Here is a 24,918-nt window from a genome sequence, read left to right as displayed (position 1 = left end):
CTCCAATCTGATATTATAGTGTAAAGGTTGTATGGATATGGAAATAGTTATCTTGAATCCGTCTGATATCATCGGGAAGAGTTATACTGCGAACATATTCAACAGATAGAGATACTGAATCAAAGGGACGAAGAGTGACTCCGCTCCACAGTATAACACGATGAAGTATCCCTGCATCATCCAAGGCATCATCAGTGTGATAGATACGAAAAAAGGATTCACCCTTTACATGCAAAGAAAAGAAAGGGGATACATGAAACTCGGGCCCCAAGAGATACCGAAGAACCACCTCTTTTCCATGATTGCTATTATCCCATAATCCCCAAAGAATAATTCGCTGATGAATAGCAACTAAGGACGTAAGAGACGTAACTAAGGAGTGACTACTTTGCAAGGTATGTCGTACCAAGGGAGATTGTGGTGCATCTGCGACATACTGGAATTGTGGTCGATATAGAAAAGACGTACCATAGCGGGAACGCTCGCCCAAGGGTGTCCTCCATGTAGGACCACCCCATACCTCCCGAAGCCACATTTCTTGCGTATCCAAGGTATCCTGAGGTTCTCCCTGGCGGTCCAAAACACGTAACCGATTATGACGAAACCCCGTAGATATGAGCGCCCCAAAACCATGCTCATATTCCTGCCGAACCGTAAGACGTGGCCATATATGGTTTCGAGTAATATCTACATCGCGTGCGTGGGCAATAAACACAAAAATAAAAAGAACAACTCCGCCGTAGACCATGAACTTCCCCTTTGCTAAATTCCTCACTTAAGCAAAGAGAATGCCAAATATATTCCCGCTTATAGGCGAATGGCACCGCCACGCATGATGCATAATGTTTCATATAATGCACACAAAACAGTTGCATCACACCTCAGTGTGTATTCGTCCCCTTTTTACCGAATCGGAAAGAGAGTAGAGAAGGTCAGTTGTATCTTTCCACCCTAAACAAGGATCAGTAATGCTCTGTCCAAAAACCCCGTCTTCTCCTGGGATGAGGTTTTGTCGTCCCTCAACAAGATTACTTTCTATCATAACTCCCAGAATAGACTCTTCACCCTGAGCAATCGCACGTCCCACGTAGTCACCAACAACAAGTTGCTGTGTATACACTTTATTACTATTGGCATGGCTGCAATCTATCATTATTTTTTCAGGAAGCCCCGCTGTAGCGAGCTTTTCTCGGTATTTTGAAATATACTCCATTGTATAATTAGGGGTACCCTTGCCACCTCGGAGAATAATATGAGAATCCTTATTCCCCGTAGTCGCAACAATTGCAGAATGTCCATACTTGGTGACAGAAAGAAAATGATGCGGAGCCGCTGCTGCCTTCATGGCTTCAATAGCAATATCAATAGATCCATTGGTACCGTTTTTAAAACCCACGGGACAAGAAAGACCCGATGCTAATTCACGATGTACCTGTGACTCCGTTGTTCGTGCACCAATAGCACCCCAGCTGATTAGATCAGCAATATACTGGGGAGTAATCATATCGAGATATTCCACAGCACAGGGAAGCCCCAGTGTATTAATATCTAAAAGAAGCTTTCGAGCTGTACGAAGACCATGATTAATCTGAAAACTGTTATCAAGAAAGGGATCATTAATCAACCCTTTCCACCCCACGGTTGTACGGGGTTTTTCAAAATATACACGCATCACAATTTCCAGAGTATCCTTCAGTTCCTCACGCATACTGCACAGTTTTTCTGCATACACAAGGGCTGCTACAGGATCATGAATTGAGCACGGACCGACAATTACAAGGAGGCGCGAATCACGATTTTCTATAATATTACATATACTCTTTCGTGTTTTATAGATTAACTCCTCTGTTTTTTCAGTCTCTTCATAGCGTTCTAAGAGAGCAATGGGAGGTAATAACTCCTTAATTTCAGCAATATTAACATCGTCAGTTTTGTACTGCATTATTCCCCCGCATATTCCGGTTTTTCACGTAAGAGCGTATCAAAATAGGCGATTGTCTTGTATAACCCATCTTCAAGGGAAACCTGGGGAGTCCAATCTAACTTCTCCCGAGCCAAGGTAATATCAGGCTGTCGCTGTTTAGGATCATCTTGCGGTAGATCCTTATACACCAATTTTGAAGATGAATTACTCAGTACAACAATTTTTTCAGCAAGCTCACGAATCGTAAATTCAGAAGGATTTCCAATATTTACCGGACCAATAAAATTATCCCGATTCATACAACGGTACATACCTTCAATAAGATCATCAACATAGCAGAAAGAACGGGTCTGGTTTCCCGCTCCGTATATGGTAATATCTTTTCCAAGCAAGGCTTGAACAATAAAATTTGAAACAACGCGTCCATCCTGAGGGTGCATGCGCGGACCATAGGTATTAAATATTCGCATTACACGTATATCCACATTGTTTTGTCGATGATAATCAAAGAAAAGAGTCTCTGCAACACGCTTGCCTTCATCATAACATGATCGAATACCCGTGGTATTAACATTGCCCCAGTAACTTTCCGGTTGAGGATGCACGGTAGGGTCGCCATATATCTCAGAAGTAGAAGCTTGTAATACTCGCGCCTTTACTCGCTTAGCTAATCCAAGACAGTGTATTGCTCCCATTACGGATGTTTTTGTTGTTTTTACCGGATTATATTGATAATGTATGGGCGAAGCAGGGCAGGCAAGATTATAAATCTGATCAACTTCAAAAAATAGAGGATGGGTTACATCATGACGAATTACTTCAAAACGGGGATTTGAAATAAGGTGTAAAATATTACTTTTGCTACCCGTGAAAAAATTATCAAGACAGAGGACGTCATTACCTTCTTTCAGCAGCTTCTCACAAAGATGAGACCCTAAAAAACCGGCGCCCCCGGTTACCAATATTGATTTACCCAAAACAGTATCCTTTTTATGTATTTTATTGAGTAAAATACATTGAAGAGGCATCTATGAATACCCGCATACAAAAGATATTCGAAAAATATTATAACACCCACTCAAAGGCATATCACTATGTAACCCTTCACAGTAAAGCTGTTTGTGATTTTTGTATTCCCATAGCCCATGCTCATGGTGCTGAAGTATCACTCGTAGAATCAGGATCTTTCCTTCATGATATTGGGGCTATATTCTGTGATGCCCCCTCCATGGGATGCTTTGGTACACGCCCATACATACAACACGGGGTAGAAGGACAAAAACTACTGGAACAGGAAGGGATCTTTTATGAAGCAAAGATAGCCCTCACTCATGTGGGAGTTTCCATATCTGTACAAGATATTATCGATCAAAATCTTCCTCTTCCACAGCAGGATATGACCCCCACAACCCTGGAAGAGAAAATTATTGCCTATGGTGATCTTTTTTTCTCAAAACGCCCCGCCTACCTTACCACACCAAAATCTATAGAGCGCGTACGATATGAAGTCTCACGTTACGGTATACGGGCAAGAGAGATTTTTGAAACATGGCACGAACAATTCTATATACCCTAATCTTCCTCTGTATTCGTTAAATTCCACCGAAGATCACGCACTCCCGATTCTAAAGAGATACGTTCCGCAATCTGTTCTACAAGACTCTCCAATTCTCCCTGTGTTTCCACGGCTACCGTCATAAAACAAATTTTATTATCACTATCAGTTTTTGATTTAAAGGATCGAAGACGCGCCATTTTTCTCCCCCGCATGAGAGAGAAAAAACGTAGTCGAATATCCTTTTAACTTTCTGCATCAGACCTAATCGTGTAGGTATATTCGCAAAAACCTGAACGGGATGAGGAAAAGGGAAGCCCGTGGATAAAGAGAGAGAGAGGACGCAATAGGGTATGAGTGAGAATAATAGCAATAGCAACTACCACAGCATATAGATATAAACCTGCGCCTGCTAAAGCTCCCACAGAAGCTGAACACCACAAAGATGCTGCCGTATTTAACCCCCGTACCGACTGTCCATCCTTTAATATCACCCCTGCACCGAGAAAACCAATACCACTCACAATTTGAGCAGCAATTCGAGCGGGATCTCCTCCCTCTTGTGCTGCAAGAGATGCAGAAAGAAGAACAAAGGCAGCTGAGCCCAGAGATACAAGGGTGTGCGTGCGCAATCCCGCAAATTTTTGCCGATACTGTCGTTCAAACCCAACAAAACATCCAAGAATAAAAGCCGTTGCGATTCGGAGTAAAAATTCAGATGCAGGCATATACCCTCCTCTCTCTTACATGAAAAATAGAGAGTAGTTACTATAATCCAAGAAATCGAGTGGCAATAGAAAAGTATATCAATACCCCACAAATATCTGCAATGGAAGTAATTAAAGGGGCACTGGCAGTGGCTGCATCCATTTTAAACCGTGTAAATATAAAAGGAAGAAGCATTCCCATCAGGCTCCCCATCATAACCGTTAACACCATGGTAAGAGTTACCACAGGAATAATCTCAGGGGCCCGAAAGTAGGCAACCGCACCCACAGCAAAGGCCATACCTACTCCCATAAGAAGGGATATAACAATTTCCTTTGAAAAAAGCATGAGCCAGTCTTTCATTCGTACATCACCCAAGGCAAGGGAACGTACCATAAGTGTCGCCGCTTGTGAACCCGCATTACCACCACTGTCTATCAAAAGTGGGAGAAAAAATACGAGGGAAACCATTGCTTCAATTGTTTCTTCAAAATAGGCAATACCAGCACCGGAAAAAACATTCATAAAAACAAGAATAAGTAGCCACGGCAACCGTTTTACTACCATATGGGGGATATGAGCTGTTCGTAAATTCATCGTTTTAAACCCGGGAGCACCTGCCATACGATGAAAATCATCTGTAACTTCTTCTTCAGCAGCATCTTCCAGATCATCATGCGTTACAATTCCTACCATTTTTCCCACATTATTTAACACGGGAAGCACTACCAAATCCGTTTTTCTCATGGTAATCACTGCAGACCACTTGGTATCAAGGGCTGACACTGTAATAACCTTATCTTGCAATAGATCCTGTACCCCAACCGATGGATCTGTCGTTACCAGCTGCCGTAAGGAAATAACCCCTAAAAGATGATCGAGGTCATTACATACATAGAGATAATAAATACTCTCGGCGTCTACTTCCTGTTTTCGAATCTCTTCCAAAGCTTCCCCGGCGGTAATACCTTCATCCAATCGAATAAAAGCTGAAGTCATGATGGAACCAACCGACTCATTAGGGTATGACTCCAATAAAATAACCTCTTCACGTTCTTCTTCAGAAAGATAAAAAAGTAACCGATCATGAGCTTCCGGGGGAAGCTTCTGTAGAATATCAGTTCGTTCATCATCAGGAAGTTTTTTAAGAACCCGAACCGATTCATTCTTATCAAACCGTTCTATAAGAACAGTTTGCTCATCAATTGAAAGATAGCAAAAGAGGTCAATACGCGGCTCAAAATCCATTAATTCAAGAATTTCATACATTTCATCAATAGAAAAACCGCGAAGTGCTTCGTACGTCACCGATGGGTGAAGACTATTTAGCAAATCTCGTACTTCACGAGATTTTTCTCCCCGAAGAACATCTGCTATTTTACTGTGTAATACATCTATATTCATAAACCTGCTCCTTTTAGGAAAATACTACCGTTCATTTTTTCGGTATACATTTTTAAAAGGATGCAGTGACACTTTTCAAAAAAGATATACCGAATAACACCTTAATATATCTAAAAACATACCCGGAGGAATATCCTCCCTTTCTTTATACATGGTGTTGTCCATACTAACACACTCTTCACTTTAAAATAATTCTTTTTAGAATGATACAAGCTTGGGAAAAAGATCGTTTTTCCCAAGCCCGAATTTATTACGAGAGGTGATCTAAGGCAATTACCAACATTCTTCTAATTGGTTCAGCAGCTCCCCAAAGAAGCTGATCACCTACAGAAAAGGCATTTAAAAATTCTCCTCCCATACTCATTTTTCGTACCCGACCAACAGGAATTGAAAGAGTACCCGTAACTGCAGCAGGAGAAAGAGTATTCATGGTCTCTTCTTGAAGATTCGGTACATAGTTCACCCACTCGTTATGAGATGAAATAATATCTTCGATCTCATCAAGGGGAACGTCTTTCTTAAGTTTTATGGTAAAAGCTTGACTATGACACCGAAGGGTTCCAATACGAACACAAGTGCCGTCAATCGGAATAGGAGTATCGGAACGACCTAAAATTTTATTTGTCTCACTAATCCCTTTCCACTCTTCCTTTGACTGACCATTATCCATTGGTTTATCAATCCATGGAATAAGACTTCCGGCCAAGGGGACTCCGCCAAAATGCTCCCGGGGCATATTTGATGAAAGGCTAAACTCACTTACTTTCTTATCAAGTTCAAGAATAGAGGATCGAGGATCATCTAAAAAGGGCTCTGAGACATGTCCTAATAATTGCATCTGCTTTAGTAGTTCACGCATATTTTGTGCACCTGACCCACTAGCCGCTTGATATGTCATGGAAGTAAGCCACTCCACGAGATCATGTTGAAATAACCCGCCAAGCCCCATAAGCATAAGAGAAACAGTACAATTACCTCCAATAAAGTCTTTTACCCCCGAATCCAAGGCTTCATCAATACCTTTTCGGTTTACCGGATCAAGAACAATAAGGGAAGTATCCTTCATGCGTAAGGTCGAAGCTGCATCAATCCAATACCCCTTCCATCCTGTTTTACGCAATCTCCCATGTATCTTTTCCGTATACCCACCACCTTGACACGATACAATAATATCCTGCTTTGCCAATTCATCTAAGGAGTATGCATCTTGTAGAAGGGGAATATCCTTGCCAATATCAGGAGCTTTTTCACCAACCTGCGATGTAGAAAAAAATACTGGATCAAAGGATTTCAAAAAATCACCCTCACGGTGCATACGATCCATAAGAACAGATCCAACCATTCCTCTCCAACCAATAAAGCCTACTTTCGGCATATCATTCTCCTTTTCATATATACAATTTTCATGCTGTCATACCACCATCAATAGTAAATACCTGCCCCGTGATATAGTTCGCCTTATCAGAAAGAAGAAATTCAACTAAGTCAGCAACCTCTTCCGGTTTTCCTAAACGGCGAAGGGGTATTTGTTTTTTCATTTCCTTTAAATATGCTTTATCCAGTTTTTCGGTCATATCAGACTCAATAAACCCAGGAGCAACGGCATTCACATTTACCTTACGCATCTCCTTGGCAAAGGCCCGGGTTAAACCAATAATACCATGTTTACTTGCACAATAATTCGATTGGCCCTTTATTCCGGTAAGACCACTTACAGAGGATATGTTAACTACTGCCCCTTGACTCTTAACTAATTCGAGGGCTGCACCACGGAGCACATTAAAATAGCCAGTTAAATTAATATTAATAACCCTATTCCATTCCTCTGGGCTCATCATGGCAAGATTCTGATCTTGGGTGATTCCCGCATTATTAACAACCCCGTCAAGACTGCCTTCAAAAAAATCAAGTGCTTCCTGAACAAAGGTTTGAGCAGCATTAAAATCGGAAAGATCTGCTTGAAGTGCACGTACCTTTACTCCCTTTTTACTGCATGATTCAACTATTTCTTCTGCAGCTGAACTACTTGCATTATAATTAAAAACTACAGAATATGAGAGGTCTGTTAATTTTTCAACGATAGCCTTCCCAATCCCGCGAGAACCACCGGTCACAATAACTTTTTTACTCATTATCATCATCCTTTTCATCGATATGTACAACTCGATACCATTCATCATCATGCTGAATAGTATCTCCGTTCATTACTTGAGAAATTGTTTGAACTTTCATAACCGAGTCTGAGGAAAAACGGTAATTATACATAATTACCATGTCCATATCATCAATATTCACAGCTGCTGTAAGGGTTGAATCTGTAAAAGAATAGGTACCTTCTCCCGCAAAACTTTCGTCATCAGAATCATAGGCAACCCGTTCTTCATCTAAAAACGTTAAATAGACCCCTTCACCTTCAACTCGCCACATTCCAAGAAAATCGGCCACATCATTGCCGAAAATACCACCTTGAATAAGAAGCAAAATACTCATTACAACAGAACATTTTTTCATAAGTCCTCACTTTAAATAGCGATACTATCTTACTAACCCTTTCGAAATAAAGAGAAAGATACTTTTTTTTATCTCCGCTGAGTACATTATTCGCAAGTACTAACATTACAGTATGCATGAGTAATTGCTCCGTCGGTATGTGAATTTGATATGCTAATATACATTATTACAAACATGGTTATACAAACTTCAAAAAGACTATATACAGGTGAATACAAGGTTTATTAATACGTATTCACACCCTTATTATATATAAAAGTGGGCATTCCCATCGAAAGGACTGTAAAAAAAATAAGAGAAGAGACTTGTCAACAAAATGATGAAAAGAGATTGTGTATAAACGTGTATAAGTAAAAAAACATAAATAATAACTGTCTATTAACAAGGCATAAACAAAAGATTCCCCATTCAAACAAGAGGATAGATGCCGGAAGTACATGGTTTTACATGTGTATAAACATGCTTATATTTATTATACATTTAAATACAAAAAAAGAAATAAAACTAAGGGCCGTGGAAAAAGAACAGCTTTATACCGTTTTAGAAGATGTAAAAGTATATTTTTATACACTATTATATTTTACAGCGGGGGTGTTATGAATGTGACAGTCAAACAAAAAAAACTCTACGATGTCCTACAAAAGGTATTTCCCATTGTACCCAGTAGAACCTCCCTACAGGTTTTAACCAATCTGAAACTATCTGTGACACAAGGGCTTTTAACTATTTATGCGTCTGATTTGGATAACTTCGTTCAGGCTTCTTTAACTGTTTCTACCACCGAAGATATTGAGATTGCAGTTGATGCTCGAAAATTTACAGATATTATTAGGGAAATGGGAAACGATGATATTTCTCTTACAATTGAAAACAATGTTCTCTATTTAGAAAATGGTAGCGGATTTAATTGTTCCATAACGGGGGTTGGTCTTCGTGAATTTCCTCTTTTTCCTGAGACAGAGTTTATCGATAAAAATACCATTTCCACGAAGCTATTTAAATCTCTCTTTACAAAATCATCTTTTGCTGTATCTCGAGATGAATCTCGCGGGTGTCTGTGCGGTCTTTTTTGGGATATACAGGAAAAGAGAACAGGTATGGTAGCTACAGATGGACATCGCTTAGGAGCAAGTTTTACGGATATATCTTTTTCTACAAATGCTTCTATCATTCTTTCACCAAAAAGTATTGGGAATGTATTAAAAATTGCAGAACTGGAAGATGCCGAAGATTTAGAATTTGTTATACAAGACAAGTATGTTGTTTTTTATATGGATCATTTTCGCTTAAGTACCAAAATGATTCAAGGACCCTATCCCGATTATGAAAAGGGTATTCCCCATGAGTTTTCCAAGCGTGCCCAGGTGGAAAGAGCTATTCTCTTGGAAGCTATAAAACGGGTTTCTACTGTATCAAACAGCAAAAATCAGTTAATTAAAATGATTTTTACTGAAGGAAATCTAAATATTTCTGCCCAAAACCGGGAAATAGGTGGGTTTGCTGAGCAGAATATCCCAATCACATATACGGGGGATGAGGATTTAAATATAGGCTTTAATAGTAGATATCTTCAAGATATTCTTTCTGTTATGGAATCACGTGAAATTATTGTGAATATGAATAATCATTTGAAGGCAGTAACTCTTCTTCCTCATAATTCTTCTGATACTGAAGAGGGGGATACGAGTGAGGATATTTTCTTAATTATGCCTTTGAAAATATTTGAATAGATGGTTTTTCGTCAGATACGGTTGATTAATTTTAGAAATTATCCCTACCTTGATTTGGAGCTTCCCCAGGAGGGAGCTCTTTTTTCCGGTAAAAACGGGGCGGGGAAAACAAATCTCCTTGAGGCATTCTCTTTTCTTCTCTTGGGTAAATCTCCTCGAACGCATAAGGTGCGAAGTCTCATAACAGAGGGTAAAAGTGAAGCCTATGTACATGGTTTTTTTTCAAACTCAAGTGAGCAGTCAGTTGGGTTTAATAGTGATGGCTCTGTTTATATTTCCATGGATGGAAAAATGTATACATCCCTTGGGGCTTTGTATAGGGACAAAAAAAAACGGTTTATTTACTTTGGTCCTGAGGATATATTACTTGTTCAAGGGGCACCACAAGAACGACGTCGTTTTATCGATCAGATTATTAGCCAATATAATCGTTCGTATTTTTCAAACCTAATTTCCTTAAAAAAAATGCTTTCAGAAAGAAATGCTCTTTTAGGTATGTCTACAGATTCGGTATTCCTTGATATTTATGATAGAAAAATAAGTACCGCTAGCTATGAAGTTATACAGGAGCGAGAAAAATTTATATCTTCCATAGCGGTGTTTTTTCAAGATATTTATGAAGATATAAGTACCAAGGATATTTGTGTATCCATGCGGTATAAATCATCTTTCCGTGATGTTGACTCTTCCGAAGATATCTATAACTGTTTAGTGCAAAATAGGAAAAAAGAGCATCGTATCGGATTTACGCTGCAAGGAATACATCGTGATGATCTTATCCTGTATGGTGATGGTAAAAAGATAGTGGAGTATGCCTCACAGGGACAGGCTCGTTCTGTTGCACTTTCTCTAAAGCTTGCCACTCTATCTTTTTTAAAAACCTCTGAAGCTTCTCCTATTATTGCTGTTGATGATGCGTTTTCTGATCTTGATGCATATCGAAAAAAGCAGTGTTTCTCGTATCTTCAAAATAAAGGGCAGCTTTTTATGGCTATTCATACGACTGCGGAAAAAGAGTATTACGATCTCCCGGTTTTCTCTGTCGAAGAAGGACGCGTGGTATGAATTATACTCCTAAACCACGGCCTCCCCTATATAAAATTGGTGATATCTTAGACGATGTCCTTACTTCTATGAGAAAAAATAATAAGAACAGGAATGTCTATGATCTTGCCTATTTGCAGAGAGAGTGGAGTTCTATTGTTGGATCAAATATATCCCACGTCAGTACTCCTGTTTTTTTAAAAGGGAACATTCTCACCGTTGAAGTTACAAATTCTACGTGGAAAATGGAACTGTTTTTTATGAAAAAAATATATTAGGGAGGATCGAGGAAAATATTGGGGAGGGGATGGTAGAAAATATTATTTTCAGATAATTTAACAGTATGAGAGAATTACATGTATGAAATAAAAACAGCCTTGCTTCTTTTCCTTCTTTTCTTTTCAGCAAGTGCCTCATTAGTATATCTCATGTATCGCTCAAATCTAAAACATTTTTTTGTAGATATACCGGATAAACGAAAAATTCATCAGCTTCTCATTCCCCGAATTGGTGGATTTGCTTTTATTATATCCTTTTTCATATCCTTGGGCGTGGTTGCATTTTTTTCTCGAATTACCGATGGGAATGTACTTTTATATATGCGTGAAAGTGCTATATTTGCTCCTCTTGTGGCAGGGAGCGCTATTATATTCTTTATTGGTTTTTTAGATGATTCAACCTTTATAAATGTTGGAGTTGGAGCAAAATTTTCTGTACAACTCCTTGTTGCCCTTGTTTCAGTATACGGGTATGACATGTATATAGATACCCTTTATTTTCTCGGTTCGTCTTTGGAGTTAGGGTATCTTGGTCCAGTGATAAGTGTGTTATGGATAATTGGTGTAACTAATTCCTTTAATATTATTGATGGAATAGATGGGCTTTCGGCAAGCCTTTCTCTCTTATCAATATGTATTGCTTCCACAATACTTTTTTTTGCAGGAGACCCGACAATCCTCTGGGTAACAATTCCCGTATGTGCTGTTATTATGGGGTTTTTATTTCATAATTATCCACCAGCCCGCATTTTTGCAGGAGATTCAGGATCACTCTTTTTTGGATTTATTGCAGCACTCTACTCCATTCAGGTAGCCAATATGTATCATAACGGGAAAGGGGTTGAAACCTTTGCAGCCTTTCTTGTAGTGGGGCTCCCCGTTCTTGAGGTGTTTGTATCTATGATACGGCGTTTTTGGTATGGATTAAATGAAAATAGGGGGTTAAAACATAGTTTTAAAAAAGTAGTTAGTCCTGATAATCTCCATATGCATCATCGTCTTATTTTCCGTGGTTTGACCCATGAACAAGCTCTTCGTTTCCTTGTTTTTTTGGTTTTTGTCTTTCTTCAATATCCTTTATTCTTGTATTTAGCCCATCTGTGGGAATAAAAATTTTATTTATGGGATACTTTCTGTACATCTTTTTTATGGTTTTAAAACGTCTTGAATATGGAAAAAGTCTTTTTTCTTTTGATCCCGGAGATAGCTCGTCCGTACGGAAGAATATTGCCGTAATAAGTACGAACACGTATTTTGAAAATTCCCTCCGTTTTTACACCGAGAATAGGTATTGGGTTGCAAATTACACTTCCGTGAAAGATATTAAACGAAAATATTTTGATTTTTTTATTATTTATCGCGATGAATCAATGAATAAGGAAAGCATACAGAAGAGTGTTTCATATATCGCAAAGAAATATGATAAGCCGGTTTTTATTATTGATTCGGGGGATGAATTGAATTCTCTTGTATCTCTTTACTCAACAGTGTACATTATTAAAAAACCTGTTGATATACCCTACTTAATTCATGATATGGAAATTATCGGGAAAAAAATGTATGATGCTGATTGCTCACGAATAATAGAAGGTACCCTTTCTATAGAAAGTTGTGACGAAAATGGTTAAAAAAGTTAAAAATAGACATAGGGTTCTCCTCCTTTCCCAAAATAAAAACGTAACCAATGATATCCTCATGCTTCTCTCAGCCCATGAGTATCTTGTTGATCTTGCAGATACAGAAGAAGAGGCAAAAGAGCTTTTTGTAAATTATAAGCACTCTATTTTAATTGCTGATGTTGATTTACTCCCCGATGTTCCGCAAACGTTTATTTCTGTTTTTAAGGAAGCTCGAAAAAAACCGGTTTTCCTGCTTATTAATAGAAATGAGCGATCTGACCAGGTATTATCCTATCTAACTGAAGGGGTTGATGATCTCCTTACCATGCCAATTTATTCGGATAAACTGTATCGAAAAGTAAAACGAGCTGCTGAGTATAATAGTATGCAACATGATATAGAGTATCACTCCGGGATGGTATTTCTTTTAAAAATGCTTATTCCCGTAATAATAGTAATCACGTTTCTTATATCCCTGTAGGAGGGTGTATGGCCTTCGGTATTCTTATAGTCTTCTTTTTTCTATCAACGGTTTCTGCTTCTCAAGATATGGATAGCCTTTTTCAGGAACATACACAACAAAAGTTTGACACAGCTCGTCGTGAAGGTGAGCTTTTTGAACGTCGCCGAAAAGAGGGTGAAGAAATCAAAGATAGGGAGAGAGAGTTTCGGGACTTTACCGATACGGTAACAAAAAAAGATAGTGAACGCGAGAAAGAAGAAAAAGATACTATCGATTTTTATAATGAACTTGAGGATATTCGGGAGTTTGTTGTATCTCTTGCTCCTTCTGACGATGAAACACGTCCTCTCCGGCGTTTTGGCATAGATTTTATTCGAAATTACTCCTTTTCACTGCGCGAGGAAGAGCTTTCTTTTGGTCCTGTAAATCCTGATTATCGTCTTGGTGTGGGGGATGAAGTGGTTATTTCTATGTGGGGGGAAGTAACATTTAAAGAGACCTATGAGGTTTCTCGTGGGGGTACTATTTCTCCTCGTGGTATTGGGAGTATTACCGTTGCAGGCTTGAGTTTACGCCAACTTGAAGAAAAATTAACACGTCAGTTTTCACGGGTATATTCAGGGGTAAATTATGGGAGACCGAATGCACGTACGCATTTTGATGTATCCATGGGATCTTTGAGAAAAAAACAGGTGTTTATCATTGGGGATGTGCAAAATCCGGGAGTATATAATATTCCCTCTCTTTCTGGTATTTGGGGTGCCTTATCCTATGCGGGAGGAGTACGGGATAAGGGATCTTTACGGGCAATATATATTCGTAGAGATGGAGAAATTGTTGATACGGTAGACCTTTATAGCTATTTTTTGGATACCGCAGCAATTCAGGAAAAGCCCCTGGCAAGTCTTGCCGACTATGATATTATTGAAGTTGCTCCTGTGCAAAATACTATTGCCTTGAGTGGAGCTGTTCATCGTCCTGCGATATATGAACTTTACGATGAAGAAAATCTCGCAGACCTTATTCAGTATGCGGGTGGTTTTTTACCCGAAGCGTATCGAGGGAGTTGTACCATATACCGTACTATTCCGGGAGAAGGACGGCGAGTATTTACTGTACCCTTGGATATGATTGATACGGTACAACTTCATAAAAGTGACAGTATTCATGTTGGGTATTTACGTGAATATGATAATACGATAGAAATATCGGGGCCGGTACAACGTCCTGGAAAATATTCATACTACGAGGGAATGCATCTTTCTGATCTTATTGATCTTGCCGGTGGGGTTGAGGAGTATCTCTTTGACCATCGTATTGAAATTCTCCGAACTAATAAAGACTTTTCGAAAGAGGTATTGGCTACAAATATTGGAGAACTTCTCTCGGGAAATGAAGCCTATGATGTAGAGTTACAAGAGTGGGATGTGGTTCGTTTTTATTCAAGGTGGGATGTTGAATATCGTGATTATATCGTGGTAAAGGGTGAGGTTCAGCGACCAGGGAGATATTTTTTACGGGATAATATGACCGTGCAGGATGTGATATTATTGGCTGGGGGGTTTTCTCAAAAAGCGTACAAAGACACCATAGAGGTTTCCCGCATATCAGAGAGAAATCATCGTGGGGGAAATAAAAGTACGCCCAAGAAAATACCTGTTGATGATGATTTCTTTAAAAATGACGGACTTGTTCTAGAACATTTAGACTATATTTTTGTGCGTGAAAATTCATACCTTCGTGATCAGGAGGTTATAACTCTTTCGGGAGAATTTATTTATCCCGGTAAGTATGCAAAACTTTCCCAAGATGAGACGCTCCTTTCTCTGATAGATCGATCAGGGGGAGTACGTAATAGTGCATATCTTGAAGGTGCTCGTTTTATTAGAAGAAAAGATAGTATTGGTGTTGTATCCATAGATATTAATTCATTGCTAAGTGATAAGAACGAACGAGAAGATATTGTTCTTGAAGATGGAGATAGTCTGTATATCCCAACTCGACCTCGTACTGTACAGGTTGAAGGTGCTGTGTTTTATCCTTCAGCCGTCAAGTATGAACCGGGAAGAAGTGTGCGTCACTACATAGACGGTGCTGGTGGAATGACTCCACAAGGAGATAGACGTTCTATTTATATTATCCGTGCCAATGGAGAAGTACGCAGGGTACGACGACGAAGTGGGTATGTTAATCCTGGGTCACGAATTGTGGTAAGTAAAAAAGATGATACAGAGGGGTTGAGTGGAGTTGATATTATGCGTCTTACTCAATCTCTTCTTGGGATTATGACATCAGCTGTATCGCTGGCATTACTTGTAGATAAATTGGATTAAGTATGCGATTTTTTATAAAAACCTTTGGGTGTCAAATGAATGTTTCAGATTCGAATACCCTTCAAGAACTGCTCATAGACCGTGGTGGCACCCCTGCGGATGAACCATCCATGGCTGATTTACTAATTGTAAATACCTGCTCTGTTCGAGAAAAGGCAGAACGTACTGCTAAAAATAAAATAAAAGAGTATGGTTCTATTAAGAAAAAAAATGCTGCTTTATGGGTTGTTGGATGTATGTCGCAGCGGGTTGGCGAATCCTTACGCCGTGAGATTCCTTCGGTGACTGCCGTTATTGGTGCCATGGATATGGAGTATATTCATACACAGATTGATACTCTTCTTGAAACTGTGGAGTCTGCCAATACCGTATCTGGAAAAGGGCGGAGCTACGGGGAGTGTTCAGCCTTTATACCGGTTATGCGTGGGTGTAATAACTATTGCTCATACTGTATTGTTCCATATGTTCGGGGAGACGAACACTCCCTTTCTGTAGAAGAAATTCTCAATGATATTCAGAAAAAAGTAGCCCGGGGAGTTCGTGAAATAACCCTTTTGGGACAAAATGTAAATTCCTATGGAACAGAAAAAACTACTTTTGCAGAACTTCTTCGCCGTGTGAATGATGTACCTGGTATAGATAGAATACGCTTTACTACCTCTCATCCAAAGGATATTAGTGATGAGCTTATTTCTGCAGTGGCATCTCTTTCAAAGGTTGCAAAGCATATTCATCTTCCGGTACAATCCGGTGCTGATGCTGTTTTGAAACGTATGAATCGAAAGTATACGCGAGCCATGTATTTAGAGACAATAGATAAAATACGCAGGGCTTGTTCTCCCATTGATATAACCACGGATGTTATGGTTGGATTTCCCGGAGAGAGTGAATCTGATTTTGCGGATACTCTCTCTCTCTTTTCAGACGTAGGATATACTACAGCCTTTATGTTTGCCTATTCTCCCCGTACAGGTACTCCAGCAGTTGATTTTCCTGAGCAGGTGCCAGAGAAGGTGAAAAAAGAGCGACTGCAGGAATTAATATCCCTGCAAACTGAGATAACAAAGGGAAAGTATGCTGCCATGAAGGGTAAGACAGTTGAAGCATTGATAACCTATAAATCATCCCGTGGATGGATTGGACAGGATATGGGTGCAAAACGAGTATTTATTCAGTCTACAGATGATTTATACGGAAAAATGATCCGGGGAACAGTTTCAGAAACAACGGGGATGACCCTCGTTATTTCTGAATACACCCGTATTAGTTAAGTAGTATATTGTTCAAGGCTTTCTTGAATAATTGCAACATGTTTCAGCTCTTCCTGAGCTATTTCCTTGATATATGATTTTCCTTCATAATCTGAATGTTTCATATTATCCAACATTGATTGATACAGAACAACAGAATCTTTTTCAAAGGTAAGAGCCATGGAAAGTACATCCGCAGGGGTATTACAGGTCTCTACAAGAGTTGTCATATTTGAATTTTTGATAAAAATATGAGAATCCGCAGCAGCCTTCACATACTTAAAACTTAGGTCTTCAGTATCAAATATATGATCAGCTCGTTCTGGTTCGGCAGGAAGTTTTTCAGCAAGTTTTTCAAAAAGCTGTGCATGATTAACTTCCCAATTCGCAAGATTAAGAAGTATGTCATGAATAGTGCTGTTTGAATGCTTTTGCGCTGCTTCACGATAAAATTGTTCGCCGTTTTTTTCTATCTCAACTCCCATACGGATTATTTCCCGAGCATTGTATGAACTCATTTGTATCCCTTACGTAGAACTATATAATATAGGTAAAATAATTTATGTTTCTTTCCTATGCAGTGCGATAAGGGGTTTTTTTGCCATCTCCTGTCCGGCACGGATATAAGTGTCTACATACCGTAATTTGTCAATGCCCTCCATTTTAGCAGGAATAGATTTATCCCAATATTTGAGAGAAAGAGTAGGGTTTTTCTCAACTATGTGAAGTAATTTACCAAGTTGGTTGTTTCTACTTTGCGCCCGTGCGAGGCCTCCTTCGGGGATATTGAAGAAGTGAAGGGTTTGCCGGAGAGTTCGATATCGTTTCATTTTTTTAAAGGTATTTGTATTTTCAGGAAAAAGGGCTCCTACAATGTCAATATGACAGGTATTTACTCCTTTTTTACACTCAGCTGTATGGTACCATTTTAATGCTTCTATCTGATTTTTTAACTCACCAATGGGATAATTTGCTGATCCTGTCCCTCCATCAGCCCATATTTTCTTCTCTTTTTTATCAATGGTATAGCCAAAGTAATAGGGCGCGGAAAAACTTTTAACTACAATATCACAGAGTGAGAGTTTCGCATGCTCCCTTTTCCACGATTTAAAATAGTAGTTTTTGTTTTCGATAAGGTCTACACTGCTTATCATTAGTTTTGTTTTAACTGCGCCAAAGGGAATATCATCTCCAATTATTTCATTCCACAGAGATATAAAATTTTTCTTTGAGTATTTGGGTCCGAAAAAGGGGAGTCGCCGTTTTTTAAAAATGGTGGTGAGATATCTTCGGTAATTCTTGGCGTATTCTTCCATACTTATTTTTCCTGCTGCCAAGACCGCCATATCAATTGCTCCCACTGAAGAGCCAATGAGTAAATCGTACTGTGTATACAAGGGACATTGCGCTTCTTTCTCAAGGGCTTTAAGTACTTGAACTTGTGCAATACCCTTTGCGCCACCACCGGCTGCAGCCATAACTCTTCTATGCATAGTACTCCTTTTCTTTATGTATGGATAGTATTGATAATAACCTTAAATTTACAAAAAAAACAGAAAAAAAAGAATTACGTATATCTTTTATACTAAAAACAAATAGGAGTTATTATGAAATATGCCATGATTATTTTGCTTTTCTTGGGAATTAATTCTGTTTTTGCCTATGGGCATGAGTGGATTTATGACTATGATTATTCCGATTATCTCCCCCCCTCACAGGATCCACCGGGAGGATTATCTCCTGAGGAAGTTCCCATGTTTATTACCATTGGATTTGATGATAACTCTCGTTCCGGTATAGATACGGTTGGTTCTCGACCTACTGAATATGACTATCCTGAGGGAATGTTATGGGCGCTCAAATATTTTAGAACCCTTACTAACCCTGAAGGAGAAGGAAATGCAGCGACCTATGACGGTACTCCTGTCCGTGTAGCCTTTTATAACACATCTTATTATGCATCTGGGTACAATGGTGATAATCCGGCTTTGATTCGGAGAATTTGGAATGAACTCTATGAAGATGGGCATGAAATTGGAAATCACACCCATACTCACAGTGAAAACTTGCAGAGTGCTGATGCGGCACAGTGGCGAGAAGAGGTACAAACGTGTAATGAGTGGATGACAAAACCCTTGGCACCGGATAGTTTAGCACTCTGGCAACAGGCAGAAAGTGATGAGTTTGGTTCGGGTATACCTCAAGAACATATTATAGGATTTAGAACTCCCTTTCTTGCCTATGGAGGTCCCCTATTTCCAACCCTAAAAGAAGAGGGTTTAATTTATGATTGTACCATTGAAGAAGGAAATTATTGGGAACATGATGGACGCAATTTCCGCTGGCCCTATACTCTTGATTATGGAAGTCCAGGACATGAAGAAGGGTGGAGTGGAAACCCTGATAATCCTGATTTTTTTGAGGTTCCTGCGGTGCCCGGTTTTTGGCAGCTACCAAACCATGTTGCCATGATACCTTCTGCGGAAGAAGCGAAAAAATATGGTATTGATTACTCTATTTCAGAAGTTATTGCTGATAATATTAGCTGGGTGAGCCCTGATACTGAAAAAATTACCATGTTTGACTATAATCTTTGGGCACAGGCGGGATTAAACAATGAAGAAGTTCTTGCTATTATGAAATTTACCTTCGATAGACGTATGGAAGGTAATAGGGCTCCTTTGATGATTGGTGCACACTCTGAGTACTTTCATCATGATAAGGACGGTTCATGTGAGAATGCTTCCGATACACGGGGAAGACAAAAAGTGTTTGAAGATTTTCTTGAATATGCTTTAAGCCATCCTGAAGTGCGAGTTGTGCGCCCCATAGATATTATATCATGGATGCGGAATCCTGTACCATTAGAAGGTGATTTTGAAACATCGGTTTCACAGGAGTCTTTCCGTGAAAGTGGATCTATTTCTGCAGAGGTTGTTTCTGAAGGGTTCCATATTAATCACGGCGCATCTCTACCTACTACACGAATCAATATATCCTTGTATACGGTACAGGGTCGACGGATAACTCAAGATGTTGTCGATGTTCAGAGTGGTTCTTTTATGTGGAATCCAGATATCTCCCTTACACCGGGAGCCTATATATTACAGATAAATGGAACACCGCATCGGGTAAATATTCAATAAATAATTATTTCCAGTATATTCTTAAAATAAAAGGGGTGATAGATATTTATCTATCACCCCTTTTCCTATGTACATACTACGGGTTAGCGACAGCAGGAACGTTTTCGGGAAGAGCCAGAAAGAGAACGACCGTCTATTTCCATCTCTTCAACAAGGCTATTTGCAATGGTTCGAAGTTCCGCAAGGTTTCTGCCGCTTGCAGAGACAGCACCGCGGGATACTGCTGTTTCCACATCAACAATTCTTGCATCTATTTCAATGGTTCCACCTGTGAGTGATGCTGCTCCAAATATGGCAAGATCAGCGCCCAAATACTGTGCCATGTCAATAGATTCAGAACTGAATTGCTGTTCCTCGATAAGGCGGCTGATTTCTTGTCGTTCTAAGACGGTTACCCCGCCAGAATTAATAAGCTGGGTAACAATCATATTGTAGAGAGATTCTGAGATATTGCGCCAGTTTGATATATATTCACTGTTCGTAAAGGGGAATACAATAACCCGCGGAAGCTCTGTTTCACTATGGGTGTCTTCTGTAGGTTCAAGATCCTCTTTTAAAAGTCTCATATCATCACCGAGTCGCATGGATTCAAGAGCTGCAAAGACACCGCTTTCCAAGTCGTTTCCCATGCCTGAGGCAGAACGAGAAAATCGCGTGATTTCCCGTTCTTTTTCTGCATCTCGCAGGATGAATGTGGCATCAACCTCTACCTGCTGGAATGTACGTTGTCGGGATACTCCTTGAATATACTCACCCTTTTTGGCAGAAAGCTCAATATTAAAATGATAGCAATTACACTCTTCATGACGAATATCATATTCTCCTAAGAGTGATTGTACGCGTTTTGAGAGCTGTTCCGGAGAGATTCCCTCCATGGGTTCAACGGTGATACTCGCATAGGCTGGTGCTTCAATAACACGATATGCGAAGGATTCTTCAAGTCGTTCCACCATGTCTCTTGATACGCCACGGAGTGCCGGTTGTACCCGATATCGATGTACACCCCGGCGCATTTTTGCACGATCAGAAAGGAAGAAAAGCACCTCTCCTTCATCATCAGAATAAGCTCGCATCACTTCTTTTCCCTCTCGATCGACCAGAGCAAAGGGGATATTCGCAACGCCCTGCCCATCTGCTGACACGACAATACCAAAGGGTTCTTCCAAGGTGTTACCCGTACTTATTTCCTGTCGATCACCGCTTATTTTCTTTGTTCGTAGTGATTCAAGGGCATTTGCATAGAGGCTTTCGATATCGTGAAGAGCTATGTCAAGTCGTTCTGCATCGGTAAGTGGGGTAACTGCCGTAAGAAGTACACGATTTGCCTCGAGGCGAGAGTAGATATCTCGGGCAGTACCTACGTAACGTAATCCCGTAGGAAAATTAGAACGATCCATGGCGCTTTGTGCGCGGGAGTATACATCGCGTAACTTCTCTTGTTGTTCTTGAATTTTTGCCCGAGTTGTTTCTTTGAAATTTTCTTTTTCAAGTACTCCAAAGGCGTAGTAGAGTCCATCACGTTCATCCGTAGCAATAATATTTACACCCTGAATATCACCATGAGAGGTAATGCGGGTGCGTTGTTGATATCGTGTTTCATGGGTATGCCCATCGGTACCGTACATATCTGATATGGCGGAAATTTCTTCTGTGGATATGGTGGAAGAAATCTGTTTGCGAACTTCGGCAATAGCGGAGGTTCGTGCTCCTTCCGGTGATGATCCTGATCCAACAGCATAGAAGTACCGACTTGCAGGGTAGCGAATTATTTGTCCAGTTTCCATCCAATCGCTCTGTCCAATACCGCCGTAAACAAGAGATAGAGAAACGAGTATGGTGATATAAATGCGTTTCATGCAAATGCTCCTTATAAAAAAAGGGGGAGTACTACTCCCCCCGGGTGATTAGAACTGTAGGGGTTCAATGCCCATAACAATAAATTTCCTATTGAGAGTGATTCTGGTTACACGGGCATAGTCACGAAGAGTATTACGAAAATCCCGATAAATAGATGAAGCTCTGCTGTACTCATCTTTTGTTGCCCAAACCAAGTAGTCCATGGTGTTATCTGCCACAATGTTCTCATTGAAGCGAGTGAACATATCTTCCATGGCGTCCATGATTGCAAACTGAACATCTTCCTTGTCGTACTCATCAAAGCCGTCTTGAAATTGGAAGATAATTTTATACTGCAATCCGCGTTCAATATCATCGCGCCAGTAGTTTTGAACACGGCTGAGAACATTACTGAGAGCAGAGTTTACCGCTTCTTCTGTAAGAGCTTGTTGTGATGCTCCTGGACGTCGTTCACTATATCCTGTTTCGGTACCCAAAAGACGTGCTGTGGTTGTTTCATATGCGCGAAGTACAACGGTAGCCCGATCATTTTCTACTTCTCCGGAAAAGACAATGTATACATCGGCTCCCAAGGAAAGGGCAAGCTGGTAACTTATATCTTCATCACTTCCTTGAAGAGCTCCCTGCACCGTGGCAAGATCGCTGAGCTGTTCCTGTGCTCGGGGGACAACAACATCGTATCGCTGGGCAGTAAGATGGCTTTCGATAGCACCGGCAGCTTGACGGGCAAGGGGGTTCTTATCAAATACTTCTAAGGGGGTTTGTCCTTGTGGAACCTCAGGAAGAACCATTATCATGGGAAGTCCAATCTGTTCTACCAGATCTTGTCTGGATAGAATAATATCTTGGCTTACCAGGTATTCATATAGTTGCTGTCGATGTACCCGTACATTTTTTGTAATAGATACACCACGTCCACCATCGGGAAGTCGTGTATCAGCAGAGGAGATAACACGGTCTGCTTCCCACGTGATGTAAGAGGCTACATTACTGTCTTCAAAAAAGGATTCCTCAATTTCTTGAAACTTCAGTTGTGCTTCCGGTGAACTGAGAAGCGGATCGGTTCCTCCGTAGAGGACAAAATGTACCGCCGCTTTGCGCAGATCCACCAAGGCGTGCCGGTCTCGCCGACCCATGCCGGTTGCCTGGACTGTGACCTCTGAGGATGAGTAATTCTCCACAAAACTTGCCTGTTTTGAAAGGGGGAGATTTGACGCTGAAAGGCTTATATATAAGCCCAGAACACATACAATGGAAATGATCGCATTTTTTTTCATAGAATGCTCCCTGTAAAAAATATAGTTGTATTCATATTACATATTTCCCCGTATCCAAGAAATAGGGTCGAAGGGAAGGCTGGGGGGAGACCAGGTAAAATACCCCTGAATGGAGATTCCGTCGGAGTGATCCACCGTAGCATCGCGATAGCTTCCCAGATAATGCCAGTCATCATTGCGTTCTCCCACATAGTCCCAGCGATCGGTTTCATTCATAAAAAGATACTGTCCCTTCACCCCAAGATTCAGAGCGGGCGAGAGGGCCAGTTCCACCCCGGCGGAAGCAAAGCCCCCCCACTGGCTGTTTTCCACGGCAAGACGATCATAAAAGAGATCTTCTATTCTAAAGGTGTGACTGGGAGTTCCTGAGCGAATGGTGGAGTTTGTAGCTCCCCCTGTAAACACAAGACCCAGGCGGCGGATATAGAATTTTTTCATGAGGGCAAAATCGAAGGAGTGGTTTTCGACAAAATTAACTTCATGTGTTCCATGCCTTGGAAAATTAATAACTCCATCTGCTCCGCCCCATCCCATGGCAAAGCCAAAATCGAAATAGAGTTGAGAGATGCCTGCGTGACGGCCGATATTATAGCTGGCGCGTGCTTCAAAGCCATGTCCTCCGTCAACAGAAAAGTCTCTCGCTCCTTCTGCTTCCGCGGAATAGGGAAAGTAGCGATACCCAAAACTCACATCGATTGGGAGGCGAGGGTATTCGCGCACCACCGAACCAATACGGGGGTTTCCCGATATCACCTGCGCCCGCGATTGATAGCCCCGATCGCCAAGGCTGTCGCCGACATTCTTTACAATACCCCAGCCGGCACGACGGCTTTCACGACTGCCATCGGCGTGAATAATATCACGGATGATAAGATATGTATCATCCACGGTTAGCCCCTCTTCGTCGCCAAGATTAAAGGTCATGCGCATGGGGTTTCCAGAAATAACCTGCCCTGATAAAACAAAATCTTCTATTTCCCGCGTTGCCACGCCAAGGTTTCGGGCACCGTTTTCTGCCATGGAGTGAAAGGCATATTCCTGATGATTTAAGCGTTGATCATTAACGCTGTATCTATTTCCGACCCGTCCGTTACCCATGGATCTTCGTACATCCTTATGTACCACTTCCGCAAAAGCGGTATCCTCTGTGGTGGTTATTTGCCACCAGATAATGCCAAGGTCTATGGTTTCGCGGTATCGGGTACCATCAGTATGCTGGGTATAATTCATGGCAAAGGGAATGTAGAGATAGGCGGAGTTCATCACCTCTTCAATATGTTCTGCCGTAATACCGAGTTCTCGGGCCTTATTTGTGATAAAGGAGTTTCGCTCCTGCTCGGTGCGGAGATTTTTTGCCCGCATTTCACTTTCCGTTTTCACTACCTCAACCACCGCAGGCACCACGGTTTTGTTCATTACCTCTGAAATAGCATTCATGGCTTCATCCTCATCTCCGTCAAACCCGACAAGGGAACGGTTTGCCTCGGCAATAAACTCTCTTTTGAGAGGTTCAGGAATGGGGTTGAAATCAAAACGGGGAATGGCAATTTCCTTTTTTACTGCCGAAAGAACCATGTTGACCTGTGCTGCAGAAAGCTGCTGTACGGAGTTATCCATAAGCCACAGGGTGTTCATGTGTGTCACGGATCTTCGCGTATATTGCCCGGCTTCTTCAGCAGCAGATAGAAACACGGAAAGAACAAGAATGCAGGAAAGTATGACATAGGTTTTCACGGAAAAAACTCCTCGTATAGAAGTATGGTATACGACAAAATTTTAAAATATATTACGTTTATTACAAGCAGAAAAGAGATTAACG

The 24,918-nt window shown here is 40.6% G+C and carries 24 protein-coding genes; 10 read left to right on the top strand and 14 right to left on the bottom strand.

Going from position 1 to position 24,918, the window contains the following annotated elements:
* Positions 1-13: 13 nt before the first annotated feature.
* The 3 genes from CALK_RS05350 to CALK_RS05340 all read right to left on the bottom strand — a co-directional run bounded on the left by CALK_RS05350 (position 14) and on the right by CALK_RS05340 (position 2,952).
* Positions 14-748 (bottom strand): hypothetical protein, encoded by a 735-nt coding sequence (locus CALK_RS05350; RefSeq protein WP_022636646.1) that lies wholly within the window; start codon positions 746-748, stop codon positions 14-16.
* A gap of 126 nt (positions 749-874) precedes the next feature.
* On the bottom strand, positions 875-1,942 hold the full coding sequence (aroG, locus tag CALK_RS05345; protein ID WP_022636645.1) for a 3-deoxy-7-phosphoheptulonate synthase AroG: 1,068 nt from the start codon (positions 1,940-1,942) through the stop codon (positions 875-877).
* On the bottom strand, positions 1,942-2,952 hold the full coding sequence (locus CALK_RS05340) for a UDP-glucuronic acid decarboxylase family protein (protein ID WP_022636644.1): 1,011 nt from the start codon (positions 2,950-2,952) through the stop codon (positions 1,942-1,944). The genes aroG and CALK_RS05340 overlap by 1 nt, the downstream gene beginning before the upstream one ends.
* A gap of 2 nt (positions 2,953-2,954) precedes the next feature.
* Between CALK_RS05340 and CALK_RS05335 the strand changes: the two genes are divergently transcribed.
* Positions 2,955-3,500: a metal-dependent phosphohydrolase gene (locus CALK_RS05335; RefSeq protein ID WP_022636643.1), complete on the top strand. Its 546-nt coding sequence runs from the start codon at positions 2,955-2,957 to the stop codon at positions 3,498-3,500.
* Here CALK_RS05335 and CALK_RS12110 read toward each other — a convergent pair.
* From CALK_RS12110 to CALK_RS05310, 6 genes are all read right to left on the bottom strand, one after another.
* Entirely contained in the window at positions 3,497-3,718 is a 222-nt protein-coding gene (locus CALK_RS12110) for a hypothetical protein (protein WP_338031003.1), read from the bottom strand. The genes CALK_RS05335 and CALK_RS12110 overlap by 4 nt on opposite strands.
* 6 nt (positions 3,719-3,724) lie before the next feature.
* The gene (locus tag CALK_RS05330) at positions 3,725-4,207 is read right to left on the bottom strand and encodes an MgtC/SapB family protein (RefSeq protein WP_022636641.1); all 483 of its coding nucleotides are present in this window, start codon (positions 4,205-4,207) and stop codon (positions 3,725-3,727) included.
* Positions 4,208-4,247: 40 nt separating this feature from the next.
* Entirely contained in the window at positions 4,248-5,591 is a 1,344-nt protein-coding gene (gene mgtE, locus CALK_RS05325; protein WP_022636640.1) for a magnesium transporter, read from the bottom strand.
* Positions 5,592-5,841: 250 nt separating this feature from the next.
* Positions 5,842-6,966, bottom strand: coding sequence for an aspartate-semialdehyde dehydrogenase (gene asd, locus CALK_RS05320; protein WP_022636639.1), 1,125 nt, complete (start codon positions 6,964-6,966; stop codon positions 5,842-5,844).
* 28 nt (positions 6,967-6,994) lie between these two features.
* Positions 6,995-7,723, bottom strand: a complete 729-nt coding sequence (locus tag CALK_RS05315; protein ID WP_022636638.1) for a 3-oxoacyl-ACP reductase family protein — start codon at positions 7,721-7,723, stop codon at positions 6,995-6,997.
* Positions 7,716-8,102 (bottom strand): hypothetical protein, encoded by a 387-nt coding sequence (locus tag CALK_RS05310; RefSeq protein WP_022636637.1) that lies wholly within the window; start codon positions 8,100-8,102, stop codon positions 7,716-7,718. Before CALK_RS05310 ends, CALK_RS05315 begins: the two co-directional genes overlap by 8 nt.
* Before the next feature lie 437 nt (positions 8,103-8,539).
* On the opposite strand from CALK_RS05310, the gene dnaN reads away from it, so the two are divergent.
* From dnaN to miaB, 8 genes are all read left to right on the top strand, one after another.
* Positions 8,540-9,832, top strand: a complete 1,293-nt coding sequence (gene dnaN / locus CALK_RS05305; RefSeq protein WP_081698011.1) for a DNA polymerase III subunit beta — start codon at positions 8,540-8,542, stop codon at positions 9,830-9,832.
* On the top strand, positions 9,833-10,897 hold the full coding sequence (gene recF / locus CALK_RS05300) for a DNA replication/repair protein RecF (protein WP_022636634.1): 1,065 nt from the start codon (positions 9,833-9,835) through the stop codon (positions 10,895-10,897).
* Complete coding sequence (locus CALK_RS13410; RefSeq protein ID WP_022636633.1) at positions 10,894-11,154, top strand: DciA family protein; 261 nt, start codon at positions 10,894-10,896, stop codon at positions 11,152-11,154. The genes recF and CALK_RS13410 overlap by 4 nt, the downstream gene beginning before the upstream one ends.
* Before the next feature lie 78 nt (positions 11,155-11,232).
* A complete protein-coding gene (locus CALK_RS05290) occupies positions 11,233-12,264 on the top strand; it encodes a glycosyltransferase family 4 protein (RefSeq protein ID WP_022636632.1) in 1,032 nt (343 codons plus the stop codon).
* Between the two features lie 11 nt (positions 12,265-12,275).
* The gene (locus CALK_RS05285) at positions 12,276-12,782 is read left to right on the top strand and encodes a hypothetical protein (protein ID WP_022636631.1); all 507 of its coding nucleotides are present in this window, start codon (positions 12,276-12,278) and stop codon (positions 12,780-12,782) included.
* A complete protein-coding gene (locus CALK_RS05280; RefSeq protein WP_022636630.1) occupies positions 12,775-13,254 on the top strand; it encodes a DNA-binding transcriptional response regulator in 480 nt (159 codons plus the stop codon). Before CALK_RS05285 ends, CALK_RS05280 begins: the two co-directional genes overlap by 8 nt.
* 8 nt (positions 13,255-13,262) lie before the next feature.
* Complete coding sequence (locus tag CALK_RS05275; protein WP_022636629.1) at positions 13,263-15,569, top strand: SLBB domain-containing protein; 2,307 nt, start codon at positions 13,263-13,265, stop codon at positions 15,567-15,569.
* A gap of 2 nt (positions 15,570-15,571) precedes the next feature.
* Complete coding sequence (gene miaB, locus CALK_RS05270) at positions 15,572-16,840, top strand: tRNA (N6-isopentenyl adenosine(37)-C2)-methylthiotransferase MiaB (RefSeq protein WP_022636628.1); 1,269 nt, start codon at positions 15,572-15,574, stop codon at positions 16,838-16,840.
* Here the strand turns inward: miaB and CALK_RS05265 are convergent.
* A complete protein-coding gene (locus CALK_RS05265) occupies positions 16,837-17,337 on the bottom strand; it encodes a ferritin family protein (protein ID WP_022636627.1) in 501 nt (166 codons plus the stop codon). The two genes, miaB and CALK_RS05265, sit on opposite strands and share 4 nt — an antisense overlap.
* 42 nt (positions 17,338-17,379) lie before the next feature.
* Positions 17,380-18,312, bottom strand: a complete 933-nt coding sequence (locus CALK_RS05260) for a patatin-like phospholipase family protein (RefSeq protein ID WP_081698010.1) — start codon at positions 18,310-18,312, stop codon at positions 17,380-17,382.
* Positions 18,313-18,426: 114 nt separating this feature from the next.
* Between CALK_RS05260 and CALK_RS05255 the strand changes: the two genes are divergently transcribed.
* Entirely contained in the window at positions 18,427-19,965 is a 1,539-nt protein-coding gene (locus tag CALK_RS05255) for a polysaccharide deacetylase family protein (RefSeq protein WP_022636625.1), read from the top strand.
* An 83-nt stretch (positions 19,966-20,048) separates the two neighbouring features.
* Here the strand turns inward: CALK_RS05255 and CALK_RS05250 are convergent, their stop codons facing one another.
* The 3 genes from CALK_RS05250 to CALK_RS05240 are packed head-to-tail and all read right to left on the bottom strand — an operon-like array spanning position 20,049 to position 24,833.
* Complete coding sequence (locus CALK_RS05250; RefSeq protein WP_022636624.1) at positions 20,049-21,821, bottom strand: CsgG/HfaB family protein; 1,773 nt, start codon at positions 21,819-21,821, stop codon at positions 20,049-20,051.
* 48 nt (positions 21,822-21,869) lie between these two features.
* Positions 21,870-23,099 (bottom strand): DUF6175 family protein, encoded by a 1,230-nt coding sequence (locus tag CALK_RS05245; RefSeq protein ID WP_022636622.1) that lies wholly within the window; start codon positions 23,097-23,099, stop codon positions 21,870-21,872.
* A 36-nt stretch (positions 23,100-23,135) separates the two neighbouring features.
* Positions 23,136-24,833 (bottom strand): hypothetical protein, encoded by a 1,698-nt coding sequence (locus CALK_RS05240; protein ID WP_022636621.1) that lies wholly within the window; start codon positions 24,831-24,833, stop codon positions 23,136-23,138.
* Between the last annotated feature and the right edge of the window lie 85 nt (positions 24,834-24,918).

The organism is Chitinivibrio alkaliphilus ACht1 (assembly GCF_000474745.1).
Taxonomy (GTDB): domain Bacteria; phylum Fibrobacterota; class Chitinivibrionia; order Chitinivibrionales; family Chitinivibrionaceae; genus Chitinivibrio; species Chitinivibrio alkaliphilus.
This window is presented reverse-complemented; position numbering and strand designations above follow the sequence as displayed.